The following is a 17263-nucleotide window of genomic DNA, read 5'->3' on the forward strand; positions in this document are numbered from 1 at the left end:
TTGTCATGGAAATATTCTGGTTTGTTGTATTAACTTTCATGTTGGGTATCTATGTCGTCCTCGACGGTTATGATTTTGGAGCAGGAATTGTACATTTATTTTTCGCAAAGACCGAACAGGAGAAGAAGGCTGTAACAAATGCAATCGGTCCATTTTGGGATGCCAATGAAGTTTGGCTGATCGCATCTGGTGGAGTTTTATTTTTTGCTTTTCCCACACTTTATGCGTCATCTTTCAGCGGATTCTACCTCCCGCTTATGCTGGTATTATGGTTACTGATCTTTAGGGCAATAAGCCTTGAACTGAGAGGCCAAGTGCACCATAGGCTTTGGGAAGCCTTATGGGACAAAGCTTTTGGTCTGGCGAGCCTACTTCTTGCACTTTTTTTTGGAGCCGCTTTAGGCAATGTGGTCCGCGGTGTTAACCTCGGTATGGTCGAAAATGGCGTATCTACTCAGGAACCGCATTATTTCTTCTTAGCACTCTGGAATCCCACTTTTGATCCTCTGGCCGAGCATCAAGGCATTATTGACTGGTTTACAGTGATATTAGGTTTAGTGGCAGTCGTCACCCTGACTATCCATGGTGCGGGATGGGTCATATTAAAAACATCCAGTACTTTAAATAATCGGCTTAAAAATATCATATTTAAACTGAATTTCGTATTACTTGTATTGGTCATACTATCTGCTTATGTCTGGCATTATGTAAAACCAATCTCCTTAAATAATCTACAAAATCATTATTGGCTCTGGATATTCCCGTTGATTGCAACGGTTGGCCTGCTGGGACAATTTTGGATCAGGACGTTCAAAAAAGATGGTACAGGTTTTATGTTCTCTTCTCTATTTATACTGGGAAGCTTTGCAACAACAGTGGCTTCTATGTTTCCAACCTTATTACCGTCAACCAATGAGGTAAACCCCTCGCTTACCATCCAAAATGCCGCTGCACATGAATATGGCCTATCCGTGGGTTTGGGATGGTTTATTTTTGCAGCAATTTTGGTCGTCGCCTATTTTTTTATTCAATTTAGGGTCTTTAAAGGAAAACTGGATGATGTTGGCTATGGTGAACATTAAAACAATTATATAACATCTTAAAGACCTAATAATTTGTGCTTTAAGGCAAGTTGTACCAATTCGACCATATTTTTCACCTTAAACTTTGTCAAGAGATTACGTCGATGTGTTTCTACCGTAACAGGACTTAAAAACAGCTTCTCCGCAATCTGATTACTGGTATGACCATTGGATATCATAATTAAAATCTCTTTTTCCCTTCGTGTTAAATGTGGAAGATCTTCCATGGAAGTGACAGCTCCAGCATAAAGACCCTTTGCTTTATCACAGAGCGCTTCTTTTCCATTTAATCCAAGCTTTACACAACGAAGGAACTCTCCGTTGGACACATCTTTTAATATGTAACCATTTCCCCCATTTTGCATGAACTGAAAAATAAGATTACGATCTGCCAGATTACTCAGTGCAATAACCGGAATCATAGGAAACAACTTTTTAACCTGCAAACAGACGTCCAATCCGCTGGTATTCACAAGCTGCATATCCATAAGCACCAAATCTACTCTTGTACAATCCAAAAATTCGATCAATGATACTTCCTCCAGAAATGAATATACTTTATACCCGTTTTGGTTATTGAGAAAGGACGTTACGCCTTCCAATAATAAAGGATGGTCATCTAATATGGCAATAATTTTCATACATTAGTTTTTAACTAAACACTTACTCCTATTTCAATCTGCGTACCCGATCCAAGTTTGCTCTGCATATCAATAGATCCATTGATCCACTTGATTCTGTTGACCATATTATTTAATCCCATTCCATAATTTGCCGCGGAAGAATCAAACCCTTTTCCATTGTCTTCTATCAAAACCTGCAATATTCCCTGTGATTTACTTACCTGAACAATAATAAGATCTGCATCCGCATATTTCAATGCGTTTGAGATCGCTTCCTGGACAATCCGATAGATTGCCAACCCTTTTTGAAAGTCCAGACGTACTTCGTCCTCATAATTTTCAAATTGGATCTGAACCTTATTATTTCTCATCGAAAGACATAATTGCTCCAATGCTGCTATCAGACCAAATTGCCGTAATGACTCGGGCATCAGATTATGCGATATCCGTCGAACTTCACCCAAAATATCGTTCAGTTTGTGCGGTAATTCCTTCGTCAAATCGAATTCGCCTGCCTGCTCTCCAGCGATCTTAAACTTTAATCCTGTCAACATTCCGCCAATACTATCGTGCAGATCCTGTGCGATACGCTGCCGTTCCTGCTCTTCAGCTTTGAGCATGGACTCGGAAATTTGTAACTGCTTTTCCTTTGCCAATTTCTCTAAAGCAATCTCATGATTCATCTGGATCTGTCCATTCAGTTTCCGTTGTTTTCTATAGGAAAAGGTGACAAATAAAACAATGATTAAAAGTAAAATAGCAATACCTAAAACAAGAAAGATCTTTAATTGATTGCGATCTTTTTCTGCACGTAGGTTTAAAATCAATTTTTCTTTTTCTATACTTTTGTATTTAGTCTCCATTTCGTTCATCTTCTCCAAAAGCTGGACCTTCTGAATACTATCGGCGAGCTTACCCGCCACATTGGACATCTTTAGTGCCTCTTTGTAATCCCCCATCAATTCATTCACAGCAGCCAATTGGCTATAAACAATTTTACTGTTGGAAAGATCGCGTGTCAGCAAACCATTTTTTATGATCTCCTCCAATGGTAATTTGGCTTCAGCATATTTTTTTTGCATCAAGTAGACATTAAACTTTCTAAACAGCATCATCTGGTAGAATTTCCAATTGTTCATTTTCTTCGACCAGCCCAAACCCATATCCAGCATACGTAACGCTTCATCTGTCTGTTGTTTTGTTGTAAAATAGAGCGCTTCATTATAATAATAATTGGGTAGCTGAGAAGAATTTGGATTTTTAGCTAAAAGGAATTTAGCTTTGTCCAATAGTAGTCGAGCCTCTTTTGATTTTACCTGATAACAATAGGTACTGACAGCATTTAGATAAGCTACCAATAGCGCAGTGCTTGCTGGTTGTTGTTCAAGCTGTTTAATCGCCAGCTGATGATATTCATCGGCTTTTGCCAATTGATTGGATGACATAAAGGTCATACCGATCATGGTATTTATTGCACCTTCCATGAGCGGGTCCTGTGCTTTGGCATAGGGCATACATTTACTATTGAGTATATCCAAAAAATCAGCAAATCCTTTTTTTGGAAATCGAATTAGGCCCAGATTATACCAGGCTTTAGCTAAGAGTTCCTGCTGAAAAGGCTGCTTAGCATTTGCCAGGATATCCACACATTTTTGAGCTTCGCCCCCCGCACGCTTACTATCTAAAAATTGGCCGTAGAAGAAGCTTTTGTAAAGTGCCGCCATGGCCTGAAGGCTTCTAAATGGTTTGGCCATTCGCTCCCCCTGCCGCATATTTTCCCAGAATTTCAATGTATCACGAAACCTGTAGTAATCTGCCAAATAGAAGTACTGTAGCGTTTTTACGCTGTCATCTGAAGTTGATTTCAATAACATTTCCGCATCGGTTCGATATTTCTCTTCATTTAAAGGCAGAAAACCTTGTGCATTCGTCGTCTGTACAGCAAAATGCATTGCACAACATACAATTAACTTTAACAAAACCCGACATTGTAATCCCATCTAATCAGATACCTTATAGAATATGAAACGATAAAAACAGTTTATTGCATTTTTTTGAGATGCGCCTCGTTAAATGTGTGATTCCCGAAAATTCGGCGGACACGAACTCTTCGGCACATGGTTCTTCAAAACTAAGCAATTTTAAAAACATATAAAGCACCTCAATGGAGATCGAGGTGCTTTATTATTACTGATGCAGCAATAATTTTTAAACTGCTTTTAGGAAAATACTATTTTCAGGAACGTCCCAACAGTGTTTCAAATACTGCTGCTCGTGTGGTTGCGATATTGATCAACAGGTCCAATTTACGTTTATAATCCGACGAGATCTCCTTAGAGCCTGTGTTTTCAAATAGTTCCCTTTTAACAATAGGTACACTAAAAGGTAAAGTCCATGCCCGTAATGATTTTGCTATTGCATCCATAGCGTTGATCCCTTGTAAAGCCTGTACACCATCCGCCCAACAAACCAGTCCTATATTTTTATCGGTGAGATATGCCGGACTGTTCTTTGCGCTTATCTCCAGCCAATCCAAACAGTTTTTCATTACCCCCGGCACACTTCCGTGATATAAAGGAGATAACCAAAAATGCACGTCTGCCTCCAGAAAGAGATTGTTCATGATCTTTACACTATTGGGTATCCTGCTGAGGCTTGTATCAAATAGTGGTATCCCACTATCCGCAAGGTTAAAAACACTATGCTCAACACCAAGCTGATTCAATCGTTCAGCGAAATAATTAGACAAGACTCCGGAAGTAGATTCTTGTCTCCGCTCCAAGGCGCCATTAAATATTAATGCTTTCATTGTTTCTTATGCTCTTTTAAAAATAACTTTTGGCATCCCGACCTCTCCGTACATCAATGTTGTAACAATCGGAATTAAGCGTGCAGCAGCTAACATATAAAGTGATTCTGGCATATTTGGCCTTGCCCTCACAACCACTTTTTGATCCTGATAATGCGACAAATCTGCCCGCTTCAAATTCTGGGCCCATAATTCCAGTTCCAATGCGCCCACACTTTTAAAATCGTAATAAGCCACATCAGTATGGAATTTATCGGCTAAAGCCATATAGATCCAGGGGGGGATGATGGCATCAACAGAACAAGTAAAAGCAACGGCTTTGCCTATAAAGGGTGTCAATTCCAATGCAGCAAGAGCCGCTTTAAACTCCTTTTCTTTGACGATTATTTCTTGGAAAAACAGTTTCTTGATGTCAAATTCTATAATTTCAAGTGTGGTTTTGAAATCAATGAGATCGAGCGCCATTATACCCGAATTTTCAACCTTATTTACAAACATATCTTTACGTAATTATCATCCCGGTTTGATGGAAATTTAAACCGATTAAATTAATTTACCGATGGTCTCTTCGTATTTTTTTTCGACTACAGACCAATCCAGGATAGACCAAAAAGCATCTAAATAATCCGCTCTTTTATTCTGATATTTCAAATAATAAGCATGTTCCCACACGTCAACACCTAAAATTGGTACTCCTCTACTCATCAATTGGGTGTCCATTAAGGGATTGTCTTGATTAGGTGTGGCAACGACGTCCAATGCACCATTGTACTTCACATAGAGCCAGGACCATCCAGAACCAAATTGTCCAAGCCCTGCATTTTTTATCTTTATTTTCAACTCATCCAAAGAACCAAAAGTCGCTTCTATTTCTTTGGCCAGTCTTCCAGTGGGTACGATTTTTGGGGCTGGAGATAAGATTTCCCAGAACAAAGAATGATTGTAATGACCGCCAGCGTTGTTCCGAATCGCAGGACCATACTGGCTTACCTGTGCCAAAAGGCCTTCTAATTCAACATTTTCCGTCGTTGTATCCAGTGCTTTATTTAGGTTATCAACATAAGCTTGATGGTGTCTGTGGTGATGGATAGTCATTGTTTCCTGATCAAAATAAGGTTCAAGCGCTTCATAAGGATAAGGTAAATCTGGTAATTGAAATTTGTTCATGATATTTTGAATTTTATTGTTTTTATAATAAGTCAAAGCTAAATAATAGACTTTAATAAAACAACCAAAAAGTTGTTTTATTAAAGTCATAAAATTAATTATATTCTGCAGATAGCTTAAAAAAAGGTCATTGTAACTACATGTAGAAAAAGTAGTATCTTTGTTCAGAAATATTAAAACAACTTTTTTATTGTCAAATGCAAAAAACACCTGCGGATAGAATATTGATGTTATTAAAAATGCGAGGTGAAGTTACCGCCGCCCAGGTTGCCACGGAGCTGTTGATCACAAAAGAAGGTGCCCGCAAACACCTCCTCAACCTTGCCAATCAGGGACTTATTGAATCCTATGCAAGAAGCGAGGGGATCGGTCGACCGTCTACCTACTATTGTCTTTCAGCCCTGGGACTATCAAAATTTCCGGATAGTCACGCTGATATTACTGTCCAGCTGCTTCAATCCATTAAACAATTGCTCGGCGAAAATGCACTGGATCTATTGATCACTGATCGTGAAACAAAAGTATACCAACGGTATAAAAATGCATTATCTGGTATGGAGACGCTGGAGAAAAAACTTGATATGATGGCAACCGAGCGAACAGAAGAAGGATATATGGCAGAATGGAAAAAAGAGGCAGAATCCTACCTTTTCATTGAGAATCACTGCCCCATATGTGCTGCAGCAACAGAATGCCAAGGTTTTTGTCGTTCTGAGCTTCACAATTTTCAACAACTAATCGGACCATCCTACACAATCAACCGGATAGAGTATATCATCGAAGATGGTACTCGTTGCACCTATCGTATTACCGAAAAAAAATAGTGTAACTTTTTCAGTTACTTCTTATATAACCAATAATATACCAATAAGTATTTTTTATATTTGCAGTCAGAAAACAGCGATATCATGTCAAAAGCAGAACAGACCCGACAATTTATCATTGAAAAAACGGCCCCTATTTTTAACAAAAAGGGCTATTTTGCGACTTCCCTTTCCGACATCACTACTGCTACTGGCTTAACAAAAGGCAGTATATACGGTAATTTTAAGGACAAAGATGACTTGGCTCTTCATGTTTATAGTTATCAAAGCAAAAAAATAGCGGATGGAGTAGATCAACACATTACCCAACAAAGGACAGCTCTAAAGAAACTCTTTGCTGTTTTTGATTTCTACAAAGAAAATTTTAAAAATATCGCTGCTTCGGGCGGGTGCCCACTAATGAATACCGCTATCGAAGCTGATGACTCCTTGCCTTTTTTGCTTCCTAAAGTCAGACGATCATTTACACTTTGGAAGCAACGACTGATTTCGATACTAGAAGAAGGAGTTAACAATGGAGAGTTTAAAGAGCATATTTCTACAGAACATTTTGCCCTTACCTTCATGGCTATGATCGAAGGCGGTATTTTACTTTCAAAAATTTCAGGACGTGGCAAAGATTTAGCTATTGTATTGGATAATATGAAAGAAATGGTAAACCGGGAGATCAAAATCTAATTTTTTTTAAACATACACATACCAATCGGTATATTGATAAATTAATTTTAATATCATAAAAATGAAAAGAGTTGTAATTACCGGAATGGGGACAATCAACCCATTAGGAGATAACATTGATACATTCTGGGATAATATTTTACGTGGTGAAAACCGTACAGCTATCATCAGCCGCTTTGACGCGTCTTTATTTCGGACACAAATCGCGAGCGAAATCAAAAACTTTCAACCGGAAAAATACCTCGAGCGAAATGAGATCAAGAGAAGTGATCTATTTACTCAATACGCCCTATATAGTGCGTCGCAAGCCTTAGAAGATTCCGGCTTAGATCCAAATACAATGGATCCATTTGATATTGGTGTTATCTGGGGTGTTGGACAGGGGGGAATGGAAACATTCGAAAATGAAGTTGAAAACTATGTGACAGGTAATTATATCCCTCGCTTCAGCCCGTTTTTCGTCCCAAGGCTTATTGTGAATATGGCTTCGGGAATGATATCGATGAAATTTGGTCTGCAGGGGATCAATTATACAACTGTATCTGCCTGTGCAACCTCCAATACGGCGTTCATGGATGCTTTCAATTACATTCGGTTAGGAAAGGCAAAAGTCTTTATCAGCGGCGGCTCAGAAGCACCTATTACCCCTGCCTCAGTAGGAGGTTTCTCTGCAATGAAAGCAATGTCGGGCAGGCATGATGATCCCAAAACAGCAAGCAGGCCATTTGATCGAGATCGAGATGGATTTGTCATGGGAGAAGGCGCCGGGGCCCTGATACTGGAAGAATATGAGCATGCCAAGAAAAGAGGGGCAAAAATCTATGCCGAGCTTGTTGGCGCATCCATGACAGCTGATGCCTATCACATGACTTCGCCTCACCCAGAAGGCATAGGTGCGGCCAAGGCAATGTCGCTTGCTCTGGAAGAAGCCCAAATAAACAGTGATCAGTTGGATTACTTAAATCTTCATGCCACCTCTACTCCTGTTGGTGATATTGCTGAACTGAAAGCAATGCAACTGGCATTTGGCAAATCCAGCAACCTTTGGGTCAGTTCGACCAAGTCAATGACCGGCCATCTGCTCGGTGCTGCCGGAGCAATTGAAGCGATTATTGCCATAAAGTCCATAAACAATAATGTAATTCCTGCGACTATAAACATCGAAAATATCGATCCAGCAATCCCTGAGGGAATCAACATTGTTGTAAACCAACCTTTGGAAAAAACGGTGCACACAGCGATGAGCAATGCCTTCGGTTTTGGCGGACACAATTCAAGTATTCTTTTTAAAAAGATTTAACATTTTTTAAAAAAAAAGACTTGACAAAGTGTAATATAGACACTACCTTTGTAGTATCATAATTTAGGTTTATAATTGGTTATTTAAGGTTTTCATTCTCCCCGTTTGAAAACCTTTTTTTATGTTCAGTGGGTAACCGGAGGTTTTCAATCGCAACGTTACGTTTTTTAGCAAACTAGATTTTTTTATTTTTAACCGAATACGACAAAACTATTTGGCCCATTTCTCCATTTACCAGATATAAATCTGTTGGGTACCTTCAATAGTGTGTCACTGATGTTATTTTTCAGAACGGAGTCCGTGTCTTATCGACTATTTACCCCTTCTTCGAAGATGATTCGAGGCATCTTCGGGCCTTATTCGTACTTGGGGGCAGATAAGAGCGTTTTCTGACAGCCATGCTAGCGTCTTATCTCCGAGTATAACTCGGACTCACCACGGACTCATGTCGCTCTCACCACGGATACACCCCGACCCTGATACGGAGATGTACCGGAGGAGACACGAAACGATAGCGAAGCAGAGGTCTTGCGTCCATGCCATAATCAGAACATTCAAAATCCCGCCCCTGTCATGGATGACTAAATGAAACCTGAAACCATAGAAGCAGCCCATTGTAGATTTTCCAACTTCGGCTATTCCTTTACCCCCCCTCTGTTCGCCTTAATCCGCTTATTCTTGCAAACCCTAACCGGTGTCGAATCAATAAAAGAAATCATAAAAAAACAGCGGGATAACCGAAGTTACCCCGCTGCGTAAAAATAAACATATGAAACTATTCTTTACCATTATCTTTAGCCCACCATAGTCGCTTACCCCAATTGTAATCCACCGTTCCAGCTGCAGCTGCGTTAACATTCTCTGTATTATACAAATACTCATTATTCGGATACGGCAAACGCCACGGTTGATCGGTGTGTACTTTTTTGAATTTTTGAATTTTCGAAGGATAGTTTGTAGTTGGTATACCGGTTCTCCTATATAAGCTCCATGCTTCAAAATTTTCTTTAAACAACGCTACCCACATATCCCAATAAATACGGTTTTTAGTATTATCAAATTTACCTGCATCAGCGAGATAAGCCGCTATTTCATCTGCTGCGATATTATTATCTTGCATGGACAATGTAACCGCTGTTTCATAAGCCGTTTTTGCTGAAATACCAACATTGTATCCGGATAAAGCTGCTTCAGCTAACAAGTAATAGGTTTCACAAGCCCTATAGAAAGGTACCGCTCCAGCGGGATCATTAATATAATGATCGCCAATCCAAGAAATCGAGGTTGAAGGAGACGGATTTGTCAATGAACCATTTACAAATCCAACATACTTACCTTCATTATTTTTCCGAGCGATCGAAGCAATCCTTGGATCTTTGGTCTCAACTAAATGATCAATAAAAATATCAAACATTCCCCAATTATTGATTCGATTACCGTTGATACCTGATTCATACCAAGGTTCCATATAGGGTAAAGTACCAGGGAAAAACATCTGGCAGTTTTCTGCGTTTGTCTCAATAATAGGATATTTCTCTTTATTGCCCGCAATTTCCTCAATAGTAGATTTTGCCAATGCCGGCGCAACAGAAGAAATTCGCATTGCCATCCGTAAGCGCAGCGCATTACAGAATTTTTGCCACCTTAACATTTGCTCTTTTATATCTGCACTTCCACTATTGGTTTTTCCATAGATAACATCATAATCCCCCATTTCATCTGTACCTATACCCGCCGCCATTTCATCAGCAATTGATTTAAGGTCGGCCAATACAGCAGGGAAAATGTCTTCCTGTTTATCATATTTCGCTTTCAAGATGGAGCCGTCCTCTGGACGTCCTTTAAACGCCTCTGAATAAGGAATATCCCCCCAGCCATCCAATAAATAGGACCACATATAATTATTCCATATCCTGGCAACAAGCCGAATATTTTTGTAACTCTCTGCTGTAGCCTCTGTTTTTTTCAATAAATCCTTCATTTGGGTGATATTGTAGTAACAAGCAGCCCATCGATTACCATAGGTATTATTCGAAGGAATTAATCCGCCCAAATTATCTGGATATTGAATTTTAACAATATAACCTGCAAATGTTCCATATCCGTCAACATCGCCACCGAATTGGTCTCCGGCATACCGCATGACATTTACCAACATGTTTTGGGGCGGAACATCTGACAATGCATCTGGATCGGTATTAATTTTTTCAAAATTTTTAGTACATCCCGATACTAAAAGTGCAGCTAGAACTGGTGTATATTTAAGTTTTTTAATAAAAGTATTCATAATTATAAAATTATTTTTATTACGTTTTAACCTAATAAAGAAATTAAAATGTAAAACCAAGTTTAAGACCTATACTTCTTGAATTAGGGACGGTCGCCTGTTCAAATCCTACTCCTCTTGAATCACTCGAAACACCACCTGCTTCTGGATCTAGACGCATCGTATTAGACTTATGCACCCACAACATAGCTAAGTTCGTTCCCGTAACAGAAATATTGGCACGCTTAATTCCTTTTATTTTACTATAGAGATGTTTAGGTAAGTTATATGATATATAAGCTTCTCTCAATTTCAAAAAAGAACCATCAAAAACATACATTTCAGCGATTCCACCGTTTTCGTACCAATCTTGAGCACTAGTTTCAATCGTATTTTCAACCCAGCCATCTTTTCCGTCCGACATCGCGAATCTTTCATTCGTCATTACATCTCTACCTGCCACAATTGCGCGTTCACGGATGCCATTCGCGGCTGTAATTTCAGCAATACCTGTCGTGTAACCATGGGACATTGTTTGCGACCACACATCGCCACCTTTTCGAAAGTCGAGCATAAATCCAAATCTGAAATCCTTGATGGTAAAGTCGTTGCGCATAGAGGCTAAGAAATCAGGGACAGCTTGACCAATATCCTGACCGTCCAATGGGGTAGAAACCAATCCATTATTACCTACTTTTATTGCCCCCTTCATTGGACCTTTTTCTACACGATCAAAACCAGAGCCAACTAAAGTTCCCCAAGGTTTACCCACAGATGCCATATTGGAAATACCCCAAGTCCAGCCAAGCCTGTAATCTTTTAAATCCAATTGTGGATAAAGTTCAACAACTTTATTTTTATCCCTCGAGAAGTTAACTGTTGTTGTCCAATTTAGTCCATCTTCTCTTTTTAGGATATCCCCTCTTAACTGCAATTCAACCCCTTTGCTTTTGATCTCACCGGCGTTCAGGAAGATAGAACTAAAACCAACCACATTAGATGTTGCCACCTGAAGCAATTGTTTTTTGTTAGTTTTGTTATAGTAGGTAAAATCCACATGTAAACGATCTTTGAATAAACCTAACTCAGTTCCGACTTCGTATGAAGTAATTGCTTCGGGTTCTAAGCCTTCAATCGCATAAGTCATACTCTTATACATCTGAGCTAAATTATTATAGGAATCTGTCTGTGCATAGTAATAATTTCCGTTTTGATATGGACGCGTTGCATTACCTACCTTCACAATGTTGAACCTCAATTTCCAAAAATTCAGGTAATCACTTTTTAATCCTTCAAAACTAGCCGTAGGCAACCAACTTAAACTTGCTGAAGGATAGAAAAATGATTTTTTCAGTGTTGAAGACCAATCATTCCGTGCGGTTAAATCTAAATATAACTGGTCTCGCCAACCTAAATTGGCTTGTGCATAGACAGAGTTTGATCGACCTTTAGAATGATCCATTAAAGTATAAGCATCCCCAATTTTATTACTGATCGTATAGACTCCTAGTACGTTCAACCCTCTCGCTCCCAACGTGTTTGTTTCAAACTGGTAATCCCGATAATTAGCACCCAAAATCCCTGTCAAGCTCAGGTCTCCAAATTGCTTATTGAAGTTTGCGATAAAATCTGCATTGAATTCAGAATTACTATTCTTCATTTCATCGAATTTTCCATTTTTATTGTCGAAATTAAAATAGGTTGTCTCGAAAGTATGTGTATTATAATAATCCAATCCCACCCGACCTTCAAATCTCAAGAAATCAAAAGGTTGATAATGCAATGAAGTTTTCCCAAATATACGATTCATTTTAAGAGCATTTTGAGACTCATGCATGGTATAGAATGGATTCATATGATAGGCGGAATTCCAGTTGTAATAGGTATAATTTCCGACCTCATCACGTTGATCCCAATTATTTTTCAGATCTTGCATATCTACCTGACGACCGAACCAGATCAATCCATTCATCGGATTAGCACTATCGTAACCTTGCATTACGAGATTATTACTTTCAGTACGTGTGAAATTACTCATAATGTCATAAGAAACTTTATCGCTTAACTTATATTCATTATTTAATTGGGCTGTATATTTCTTTTGATCCGTATTGGGTACCGTTCCGCGCTGATCTCTAAAGGAAATGGAGGCCCGGGTAGAAGATTTATCTGTTTTAGAAAGTAAAGAAATATTATGATTTTGAGAAAAGCCTGTCTGAAAAAATTGCTTCACATTATTTTTATGGGAATTCCATGGAGTCGCCTGGCGTACACCGTTCACTACAGGGCTATTAAATTGTGGAATCATTAACCCAATATCCATTCTTGGCCCCCAAGATTCATCAATATTATCATTGACACCAAATTCTCCTGTTCCGTCGACATAACTAAAAGAATTTTTAACAACATAATCCTGATACGACTCTCCTCCGCCTAAGGTATTATAACTATACTCATCTCCTCTGGACCCTTGACCGTATAAATTTTGATACTTTGGTAAATTGGCAGCTCTATCAATAGAAAAATTACCATCATAGGAAATTTGTACCCCATTGGCAGCCCGTTTGCCGGATTTTGTGGTAATCATAATAACACCGGCCCCTGCTCGCATACCGTATAGAGCCGCAGCTCCACCTTTCAAGATATTAAAACTTTCAATGTCATCCGGGTTAATGTCATTCAAGCCCGACCCATAATCAACCCCTGTGTAGGTATTATCACCCGAACGTTGTGCATCATTTGTAATTGGGATACCATCTACAACAATCAATGGTTGCTGATCTTTTTGTAATGAGGAATTGCCTCGAATTGAAATACGAGCCGAAGAACCTATTGCACCACCAAATTGATTGACCTGCACTCCCGCTGCTTTACCTGCCAAAGCCCCCGTTAAACTATGCTGTCCCGCATCAGTTAACGCACTCGCTTTAATTTCTTGAGTAGCATAACCTAAAGATTTTTTTTCTCTAGTAATGCCCATGGCAGTTACAACTACCTCATCCAAATTTCTTTCATCGGACAATAGAGTAACTTCTAGCGTGGTCTGATTGGTCAGATTAACTTCCTTACGACCATAACCAATAGCCGAAACACTTAGTTGTCCTGCCTGTTTGTAGTTTATCGTAAATTCTCCATTTTGCCCGGTCTGTGTACCGGTTCCATCTCTAAGAGTGATTGTAACTCCAGGGATAGGTTTCCCGTCTTGGTCGACCACCTTCCCTTTCAAAACTGTTTGCGCATATACTGCCGAGCTTACTAAGACCGTAGCGGCTAGCATAGCAATGCTTTTTCTGTTCATAAGTTTAGTTTCAGATGTTTAGTTTATAGTGCTTTTTTATTATGAACTAAGTTATCAACCTCTCATCCTCTTTACTAACCGAATCTTGACAAGTATTACCCGATTATTAACCACAAATGTTAAATAAAATCAATAAATATCAAGATACAACACCGAAACAGCACAAATAAAAACATATACATGCTTAATTTTCCATCATATCCTAAGAAACAACAAGAAAAACCAAAATAAAAAACGAAAATTTAAAACAAAAACAAGATAAAGCAAAAAAATCATCTCATATTTGACATCCAAAGAAGAAATATTAGAAAAAAATCCACATTGAAAGGTTCTTATATTTATATAACGGAGTAAAGTGTCTGTTTATAGTTTTGAACATATTCTTTGGGGTTACAACCTATAATCTGTTTAAATACGCGGTTAAAATTGGTAATACTATTGAATCCGCAATTGTACGCGATTAACGAAACACTGTCTAGATGATCTTCATTCAATTGACTACAAACCTCTTTAACTCGTATTCGATTTAAATATGCGACAAAAGTAACACCACAATGTTTTTTAAAATACCGACAAAATGCCTGAGGCGTAAGATTGGCGTAATCGGCAACATCTTCTAGGCTAAGGTCATGTTTATGGTTTTCTTTGATATAATTACAGATTAGATTAATTCGATTTGAGCTATGAACTGTATCAGATACCGCCTCTCCTCTTTCTGAACAAAGCGGATCCGTTTCCCTTGATATAGTCGCCAAAGATCGCAAAAGATAGAAAAAATGCATCAGTTTATCCATCTGATCTGAAGATTTCAATTGTAAAATTCTTTCTGAAATTTGCGTAAAATATTCATCTGGAATTTTAAAACCACATGAATTATTGTAAATAAAATGATTTAGCGATTCAAATTCCTCCAAAGAAAACATTAACTTGAGCTTGCCATTTGGATCAAAAAAAATAGATATAGAGCGAGATTCATTTGAAAAACCATCCTGAGAAGACGACTTAAATACATGTGGTTGATTTGCCCCCAAGAAGAAAATATCATTTTCCTTAAAAGGGTGCAACGTATCTTCAACAATCAATATTCCCTTTCCTTTTACTATCCACATAAGCTGTGCTTCTTGGTGCCTGTGAAGATGCGGATAAAAAGTTTCTAAAATATCTTCTTGTACAGTTAGGCTTTGGCCCTGCATACTGGGCACATTAAATTGGAGCGTTTTCATAGGATTTCATAAGTTTATGTTCAAAACTACTGTTTAGTTAACATAAATATAACAACTACGAAACAAGTAAAGATATCGTTCGCAACAGATGTAAAAACAAAAACAAAATATGTATATAAAGGGATAATATTTAGCATATTTACTGATTATGCAATCGGTAAGGCATAAAATCACATAAAATACCCTAATATTTTAAAAAACATGGTTAAAATACAATTAGACTTTGATAAATTGTGATAATTAATATTCAATATAAACTTCGAACTTTATTTAATACCAATATTATTTTGTTTTGATGCATAAATCACTTGTAGTAAGCAATTGTAACAGCATAAAAGTATCAAGCGTATAAACAATTTATTGACGACGCTTATTTCGCGAATCAAGAGATAAATTTTTAACGATATTAGCCAGCATATTATAATATGAATGACACCATTTAATCTCAACTAAACGCTAACACACAACAGAATAAAAATTAGTTTTGATATTTTCATCAGATAACGGCTCTATTGCCGCTCTTAATTTTCAAAAATTTATGTTTAACACAAATATCTATACTACCCGCAGGAACGAACTCACGACAAAATTTACTTCAGGTAAAGTTTTGTTGTTGGGAAACATTGAAAATCCGATCAATTTTGAACACAATACTTACCCTTTTCGTCAAGATAGCAGTTTTTTATATTATATCGGTATAAAAAGTCCTCAATTGGCCGCTGTGATCGATATTGACCAAGGAGAGACAATACTATTTGGTAACGAAATGACCATCGATGAAATTGTCTGGATGGGACAACAGCAGACTCTGGCGGAAAAAGCTACCCTTTCAGGCATCCATAAGGTACTTCCTTTTGAGCAACTCTTTGACTATCTAAAAAAAGGGGAGAAAAATTTGATCCATTACCTCCCGCCCTATCAATCACACAACAAATTATTGCTTGGAAAATTGCTTAATTGTCCGGTTGAACAGCTTCAACCATCTATCGTTTTAATTCAGACCGTAGCCGCACAACGCAGTATTAAATCAGCGGAGGAAATTGTTGAATTAGAGAAAGCTGTGGACGTCGCTGTGGATATGCACCGTCTTGCCATTCAGATGACCAGACCAGGCCGTTATGAGTATCAGATCAGCAATGCCATGCAGCATTTCGCACAAGATCAGGGCATGTCTTTTTCCTATCCTCCGATCGTTACCAAACGAGGTGAAATATTGCATAACCACATGCAATTTCATCAAGTTCACGAGGGAGACCTTTTGTTAAACGACTCGGGTGTTGAAACATCACTGGGATATGCCTCCGACCTAACGCGTACCTTTCCCGTAGGCAGACGCTTCACATCTTTACAGGAGGAAATTTATCAGATCGTTTTACATGCTTTTAAATCTGCCGAACGCTTATTAACTGTTGGAGCTCGCTTTAAAGATATCCACTTAAAAGCCTGTGAAGCACTTGTCGAGGGCCTGATACAAGTTGGATTTATGAAAGGTAACGTGCAAGATGCAGTAGTTAACCATGCACATGCTTTATTCTTTCAATGTGGACTCGGCCACCTCATCGGTTTGGATGTACATGATATGGAGGATCTCGGTGAACAATATGTAGGCTATACCGAAACCGAACCTAAAGACACCAAGACTTTTGGTCTTAAATCCCTGCGACTAGGCAAGCAGTTAGAAGTGGGCAACGCACTTACCGTTGAACCGGGCATCTATCTCATCCCCGAGCTCACACAGCTTTGGGAGCAGCAAAATCTACACAAGGATTTTGTTAATTATGATTTTCTGAAAAAACACCTCAAATTTGGCGGTATCCGTATCGAAGATAATTATATCATGCAGGAAAATGGGGCAAGGCGTTTGGGAAAATACCTTGAACGGGAGGTAAATGAAATCTATCAGCTTAAAGACAGTGCTCCCAATTAGGGATACCGGGAGCCAAAATGGCAAACCCCTGTGCGTTGAATATTTGACTTACAAAACATCATAAAC

At 38.5% G+C, this 17263-nt stretch carries 13 protein-coding genes and 1 pseudogene; 5 read left to right on the forward strand and 9 right to left on the reverse strand.

Translation table 11 applies throughout. From position 1 onward, the window contains the following. Positions 1–5 precede the first annotated feature (5 nt). Positions 6–1082, forward strand: coding sequence for a cytochrome d ubiquinol oxidase subunit II (cydB, locus tag ABTV71_RS19475; protein WP_433900758.1), 1077 nt, complete (start codon positions 6–8; stop codon positions 1080–1082). A gap of 17 nt (positions 1083–1099) precedes the next feature. Here cydB and ABTV71_RS19480 read toward each other — a convergent pair whose 3' ends face one another. From ABTV71_RS19480 to ABTV71_RS19500, 5 genes are all read right to left on the reverse strand, one after another. Beyond that, positions 1100–1723 (reverse strand): response regulator transcription factor, encoded by a 624-nt coding sequence (locus ABTV71_RS19480; protein ID WP_433900759.1) that lies wholly within the window; start codon positions 1721–1723, stop codon positions 1100–1102. A 14-nt stretch (positions 1724–1737) separates the two neighbouring features. Further along, the gene (locus tag ABTV71_RS19485; protein WP_433900760.1) at positions 1738–3684 is read right to left on the reverse strand and encodes an ATP-binding protein; all 1947 of its coding nucleotides are present in this window, start codon (positions 3682–3684) and stop codon (positions 1738–1740) included. Positions 3685–3941: 257 nt separating this feature from the next. Next, on the reverse strand, positions 3942–4514 hold the full coding sequence (locus tag ABTV71_RS19490; RefSeq protein WP_121123788.1) for an NADPH-dependent FMN reductase: 573 nt from the start codon (positions 4512–4514) through the stop codon (positions 3942–3944). Between the two features lie 6 nt (positions 4515–4520). Then, a complete protein-coding gene (locus ABTV71_RS19495; RefSeq protein ID WP_433900761.1) occupies positions 4521–5012 on the reverse strand; it encodes a DUF2480 family protein in 492 nt (163 codons plus the stop codon). 45 nt (positions 5013–5057) lie between these two features. Then, entirely contained in the window at positions 5058–5681 is a 624-nt protein-coding gene (locus tag ABTV71_RS19500) for a superoxide dismutase (RefSeq protein WP_433900762.1), read from the reverse strand. A gap of 197 nt (positions 5682–5878) precedes the next feature. On the opposite strand from ABTV71_RS19500, the gene ABTV71_RS19505 reads away from it, so the two are divergent. From ABTV71_RS19505 to fabF, 3 genes are all read left to right on the forward strand, one after another. Further along, on the forward strand, positions 5879–6505 hold the full coding sequence (locus ABTV71_RS19505; protein ID WP_433900763.1) for a helix-turn-helix transcriptional regulator: 627 nt from the start codon (positions 5879–5881) through the stop codon (positions 6503–6505). 84 nt (positions 6506–6589) lie between these two features. Further along, positions 6590–7183, forward strand: coding sequence for a TetR/AcrR family transcriptional regulator (locus ABTV71_RS19510; protein ID WP_433900764.1), 594 nt, complete (start codon positions 6590–6592; stop codon positions 7181–7183). A 61-nt stretch (positions 7184–7244) separates the two neighbouring features. After that, positions 7245–8483, forward strand: a complete 1239-nt coding sequence (gene fabF / locus ABTV71_RS19515; protein WP_433900765.1) for a beta-ketoacyl-ACP synthase II — start codon at positions 7245–7247, stop codon at positions 8481–8483. A 543-nt stretch (positions 8484–9026) separates the two neighbouring features. Here fabF and ABTV71_RS19520 read toward each other — a convergent pair. The 4 genes and pseudogenes from ABTV71_RS19520 to ABTV71_RS19535 form a co-directional block, all read right to left on the reverse strand. Then, positions 9027–9199, reverse strand: a pseudogene (locus ABTV71_RS19520) (transposase); the annotation flags it as partial. 59 nt (positions 9200–9258) lie between these two features. Further along, positions 9259–10770 carry a SusD/RagB family nutrient-binding outer membrane lipoprotein gene (locus ABTV71_RS19525; RefSeq protein ID WP_433900766.1) on the reverse strand — a complete coding sequence of 504 codons (1512 nt, stop codon included), beginning with the start codon at positions 10768–10770 and terminating at the stop codon, positions 9259–9261. 43 nt (positions 10771–10813) lie between these two features. After that, a complete protein-coding gene (locus ABTV71_RS19530; protein ID WP_121123800.1) occupies positions 10814–14047 on the reverse strand; it encodes a SusC/RagA family TonB-linked outer membrane protein in 3234 nt (1077 codons plus the stop codon). Positions 14048–14385: 338 nt separating this feature from the next. After that, positions 14386–15270: an AraC family transcriptional regulator gene (locus ABTV71_RS19535; RefSeq protein ID WP_121123803.1), complete on the reverse strand. Its 885-nt coding sequence runs from the start codon at positions 15268–15270 to the stop codon at positions 14386–14388. Positions 15271–15808: 538 nt separating this feature from the next. Here ABTV71_RS19535 and ABTV71_RS19540 point away from each other — a divergent pair. Then, the gene (locus ABTV71_RS19540; RefSeq protein WP_433900767.1) at positions 15809–17197 is read left to right on the forward strand and encodes an aminopeptidase P family protein; all 1389 of its coding nucleotides are present in this window, start codon (positions 15809–15811) and stop codon (positions 17195–17197) included. Positions 17198–17263: the final 66 nt, after the last annotated feature.

Source organism: Sphingobacterium puteale (assembly GCF_050986225.1).
Lineage (GTDB): Bacteria > Bacteroidota > Bacteroidia > Sphingobacteriales > Sphingobacteriaceae > Sphingobacterium > Sphingobacterium puteale.

What these genes read in the sequence shown, in the direction of transcription:
- cydB (WP_433900758.1), top strand. Translation starts at nt 6, where the DNA reads ATGGAAATATTCTGGTTTGTTGTATTAACTTTCATGTTGGGTATCTAT.
- ABTV71_RS19480 (WP_433900759.1), bottom strand. Translation starts at nt 1,723, where the DNA reads ATGAAAATTATTGCCATATTAGATGACCATCCTTTATTATTGGAAGGC.
- ABTV71_RS19490 (WP_121123788.1), bottom strand. Translation starts at nt 4,514, where the DNA reads ATGAAAGCATTAATATTTAATGGCGCCTTGGAGCGGAGACAAGAATCT.
- ABTV71_RS19495 (WP_433900761.1), bottom strand. Translation starts at nt 5,012, where the DNA reads ATGTTTGTAAATAAGGTTGAAAATTCGGGTATAATGGCGCTCGATCTC.
- ABTV71_RS19500 (WP_433900762.1), bottom strand. Translation starts at nt 5,681, where the DNA reads ATGAACAAATTTCAATTACCAGATTTACCTTATCCTTATGAAGCGCTT.
- ABTV71_RS19505 (WP_433900763.1), top strand. Translation starts at nt 5,879, where the DNA reads ATGCAAAAAACACCTGCGGATAGAATATTGATGTTATTAAAAATGCGA.
- ABTV71_RS19510 (WP_433900764.1), top strand. Translation starts at nt 6,590, where the DNA reads ATGTCAAAAGCAGAACAGACCCGACAATTTATCATTGAAAAAACGGCC.
- fabF (WP_433900765.1), top strand. Translation starts at nt 7,245, where the DNA reads ATGAAAAGAGTTGTAATTACCGGAATGGGGACAATCAACCCATTAGGA.
- ABTV71_RS19525 (WP_433900766.1), bottom strand. Translation starts at nt 10,770, where the DNA reads ATGAATACTTTTATTAAAAAACTTAAATATACACCAGTTCTAGCTGCA.
- ABTV71_RS19530 (WP_121123800.1), bottom strand. Translation starts at nt 14,047, where the DNA reads ATGAACAGAAAAAGCATTGCTATGCTAGCCGCTACGGTCTTAGTAAGC.
- ABTV71_RS19535 (WP_121123803.1), bottom strand. Translation starts at nt 15,270, where the DNA reads ATGAAAACGCTCCAATTTAATGTGCCCAGTATGCAGGGCCAAAGCCTA.
- ABTV71_RS19540 (WP_433900767.1), top strand. Translation starts at nt 15,809, where the DNA reads ATGTTTAACACAAATATCTATACTACCCGCAGGAACGAACTCACGACA.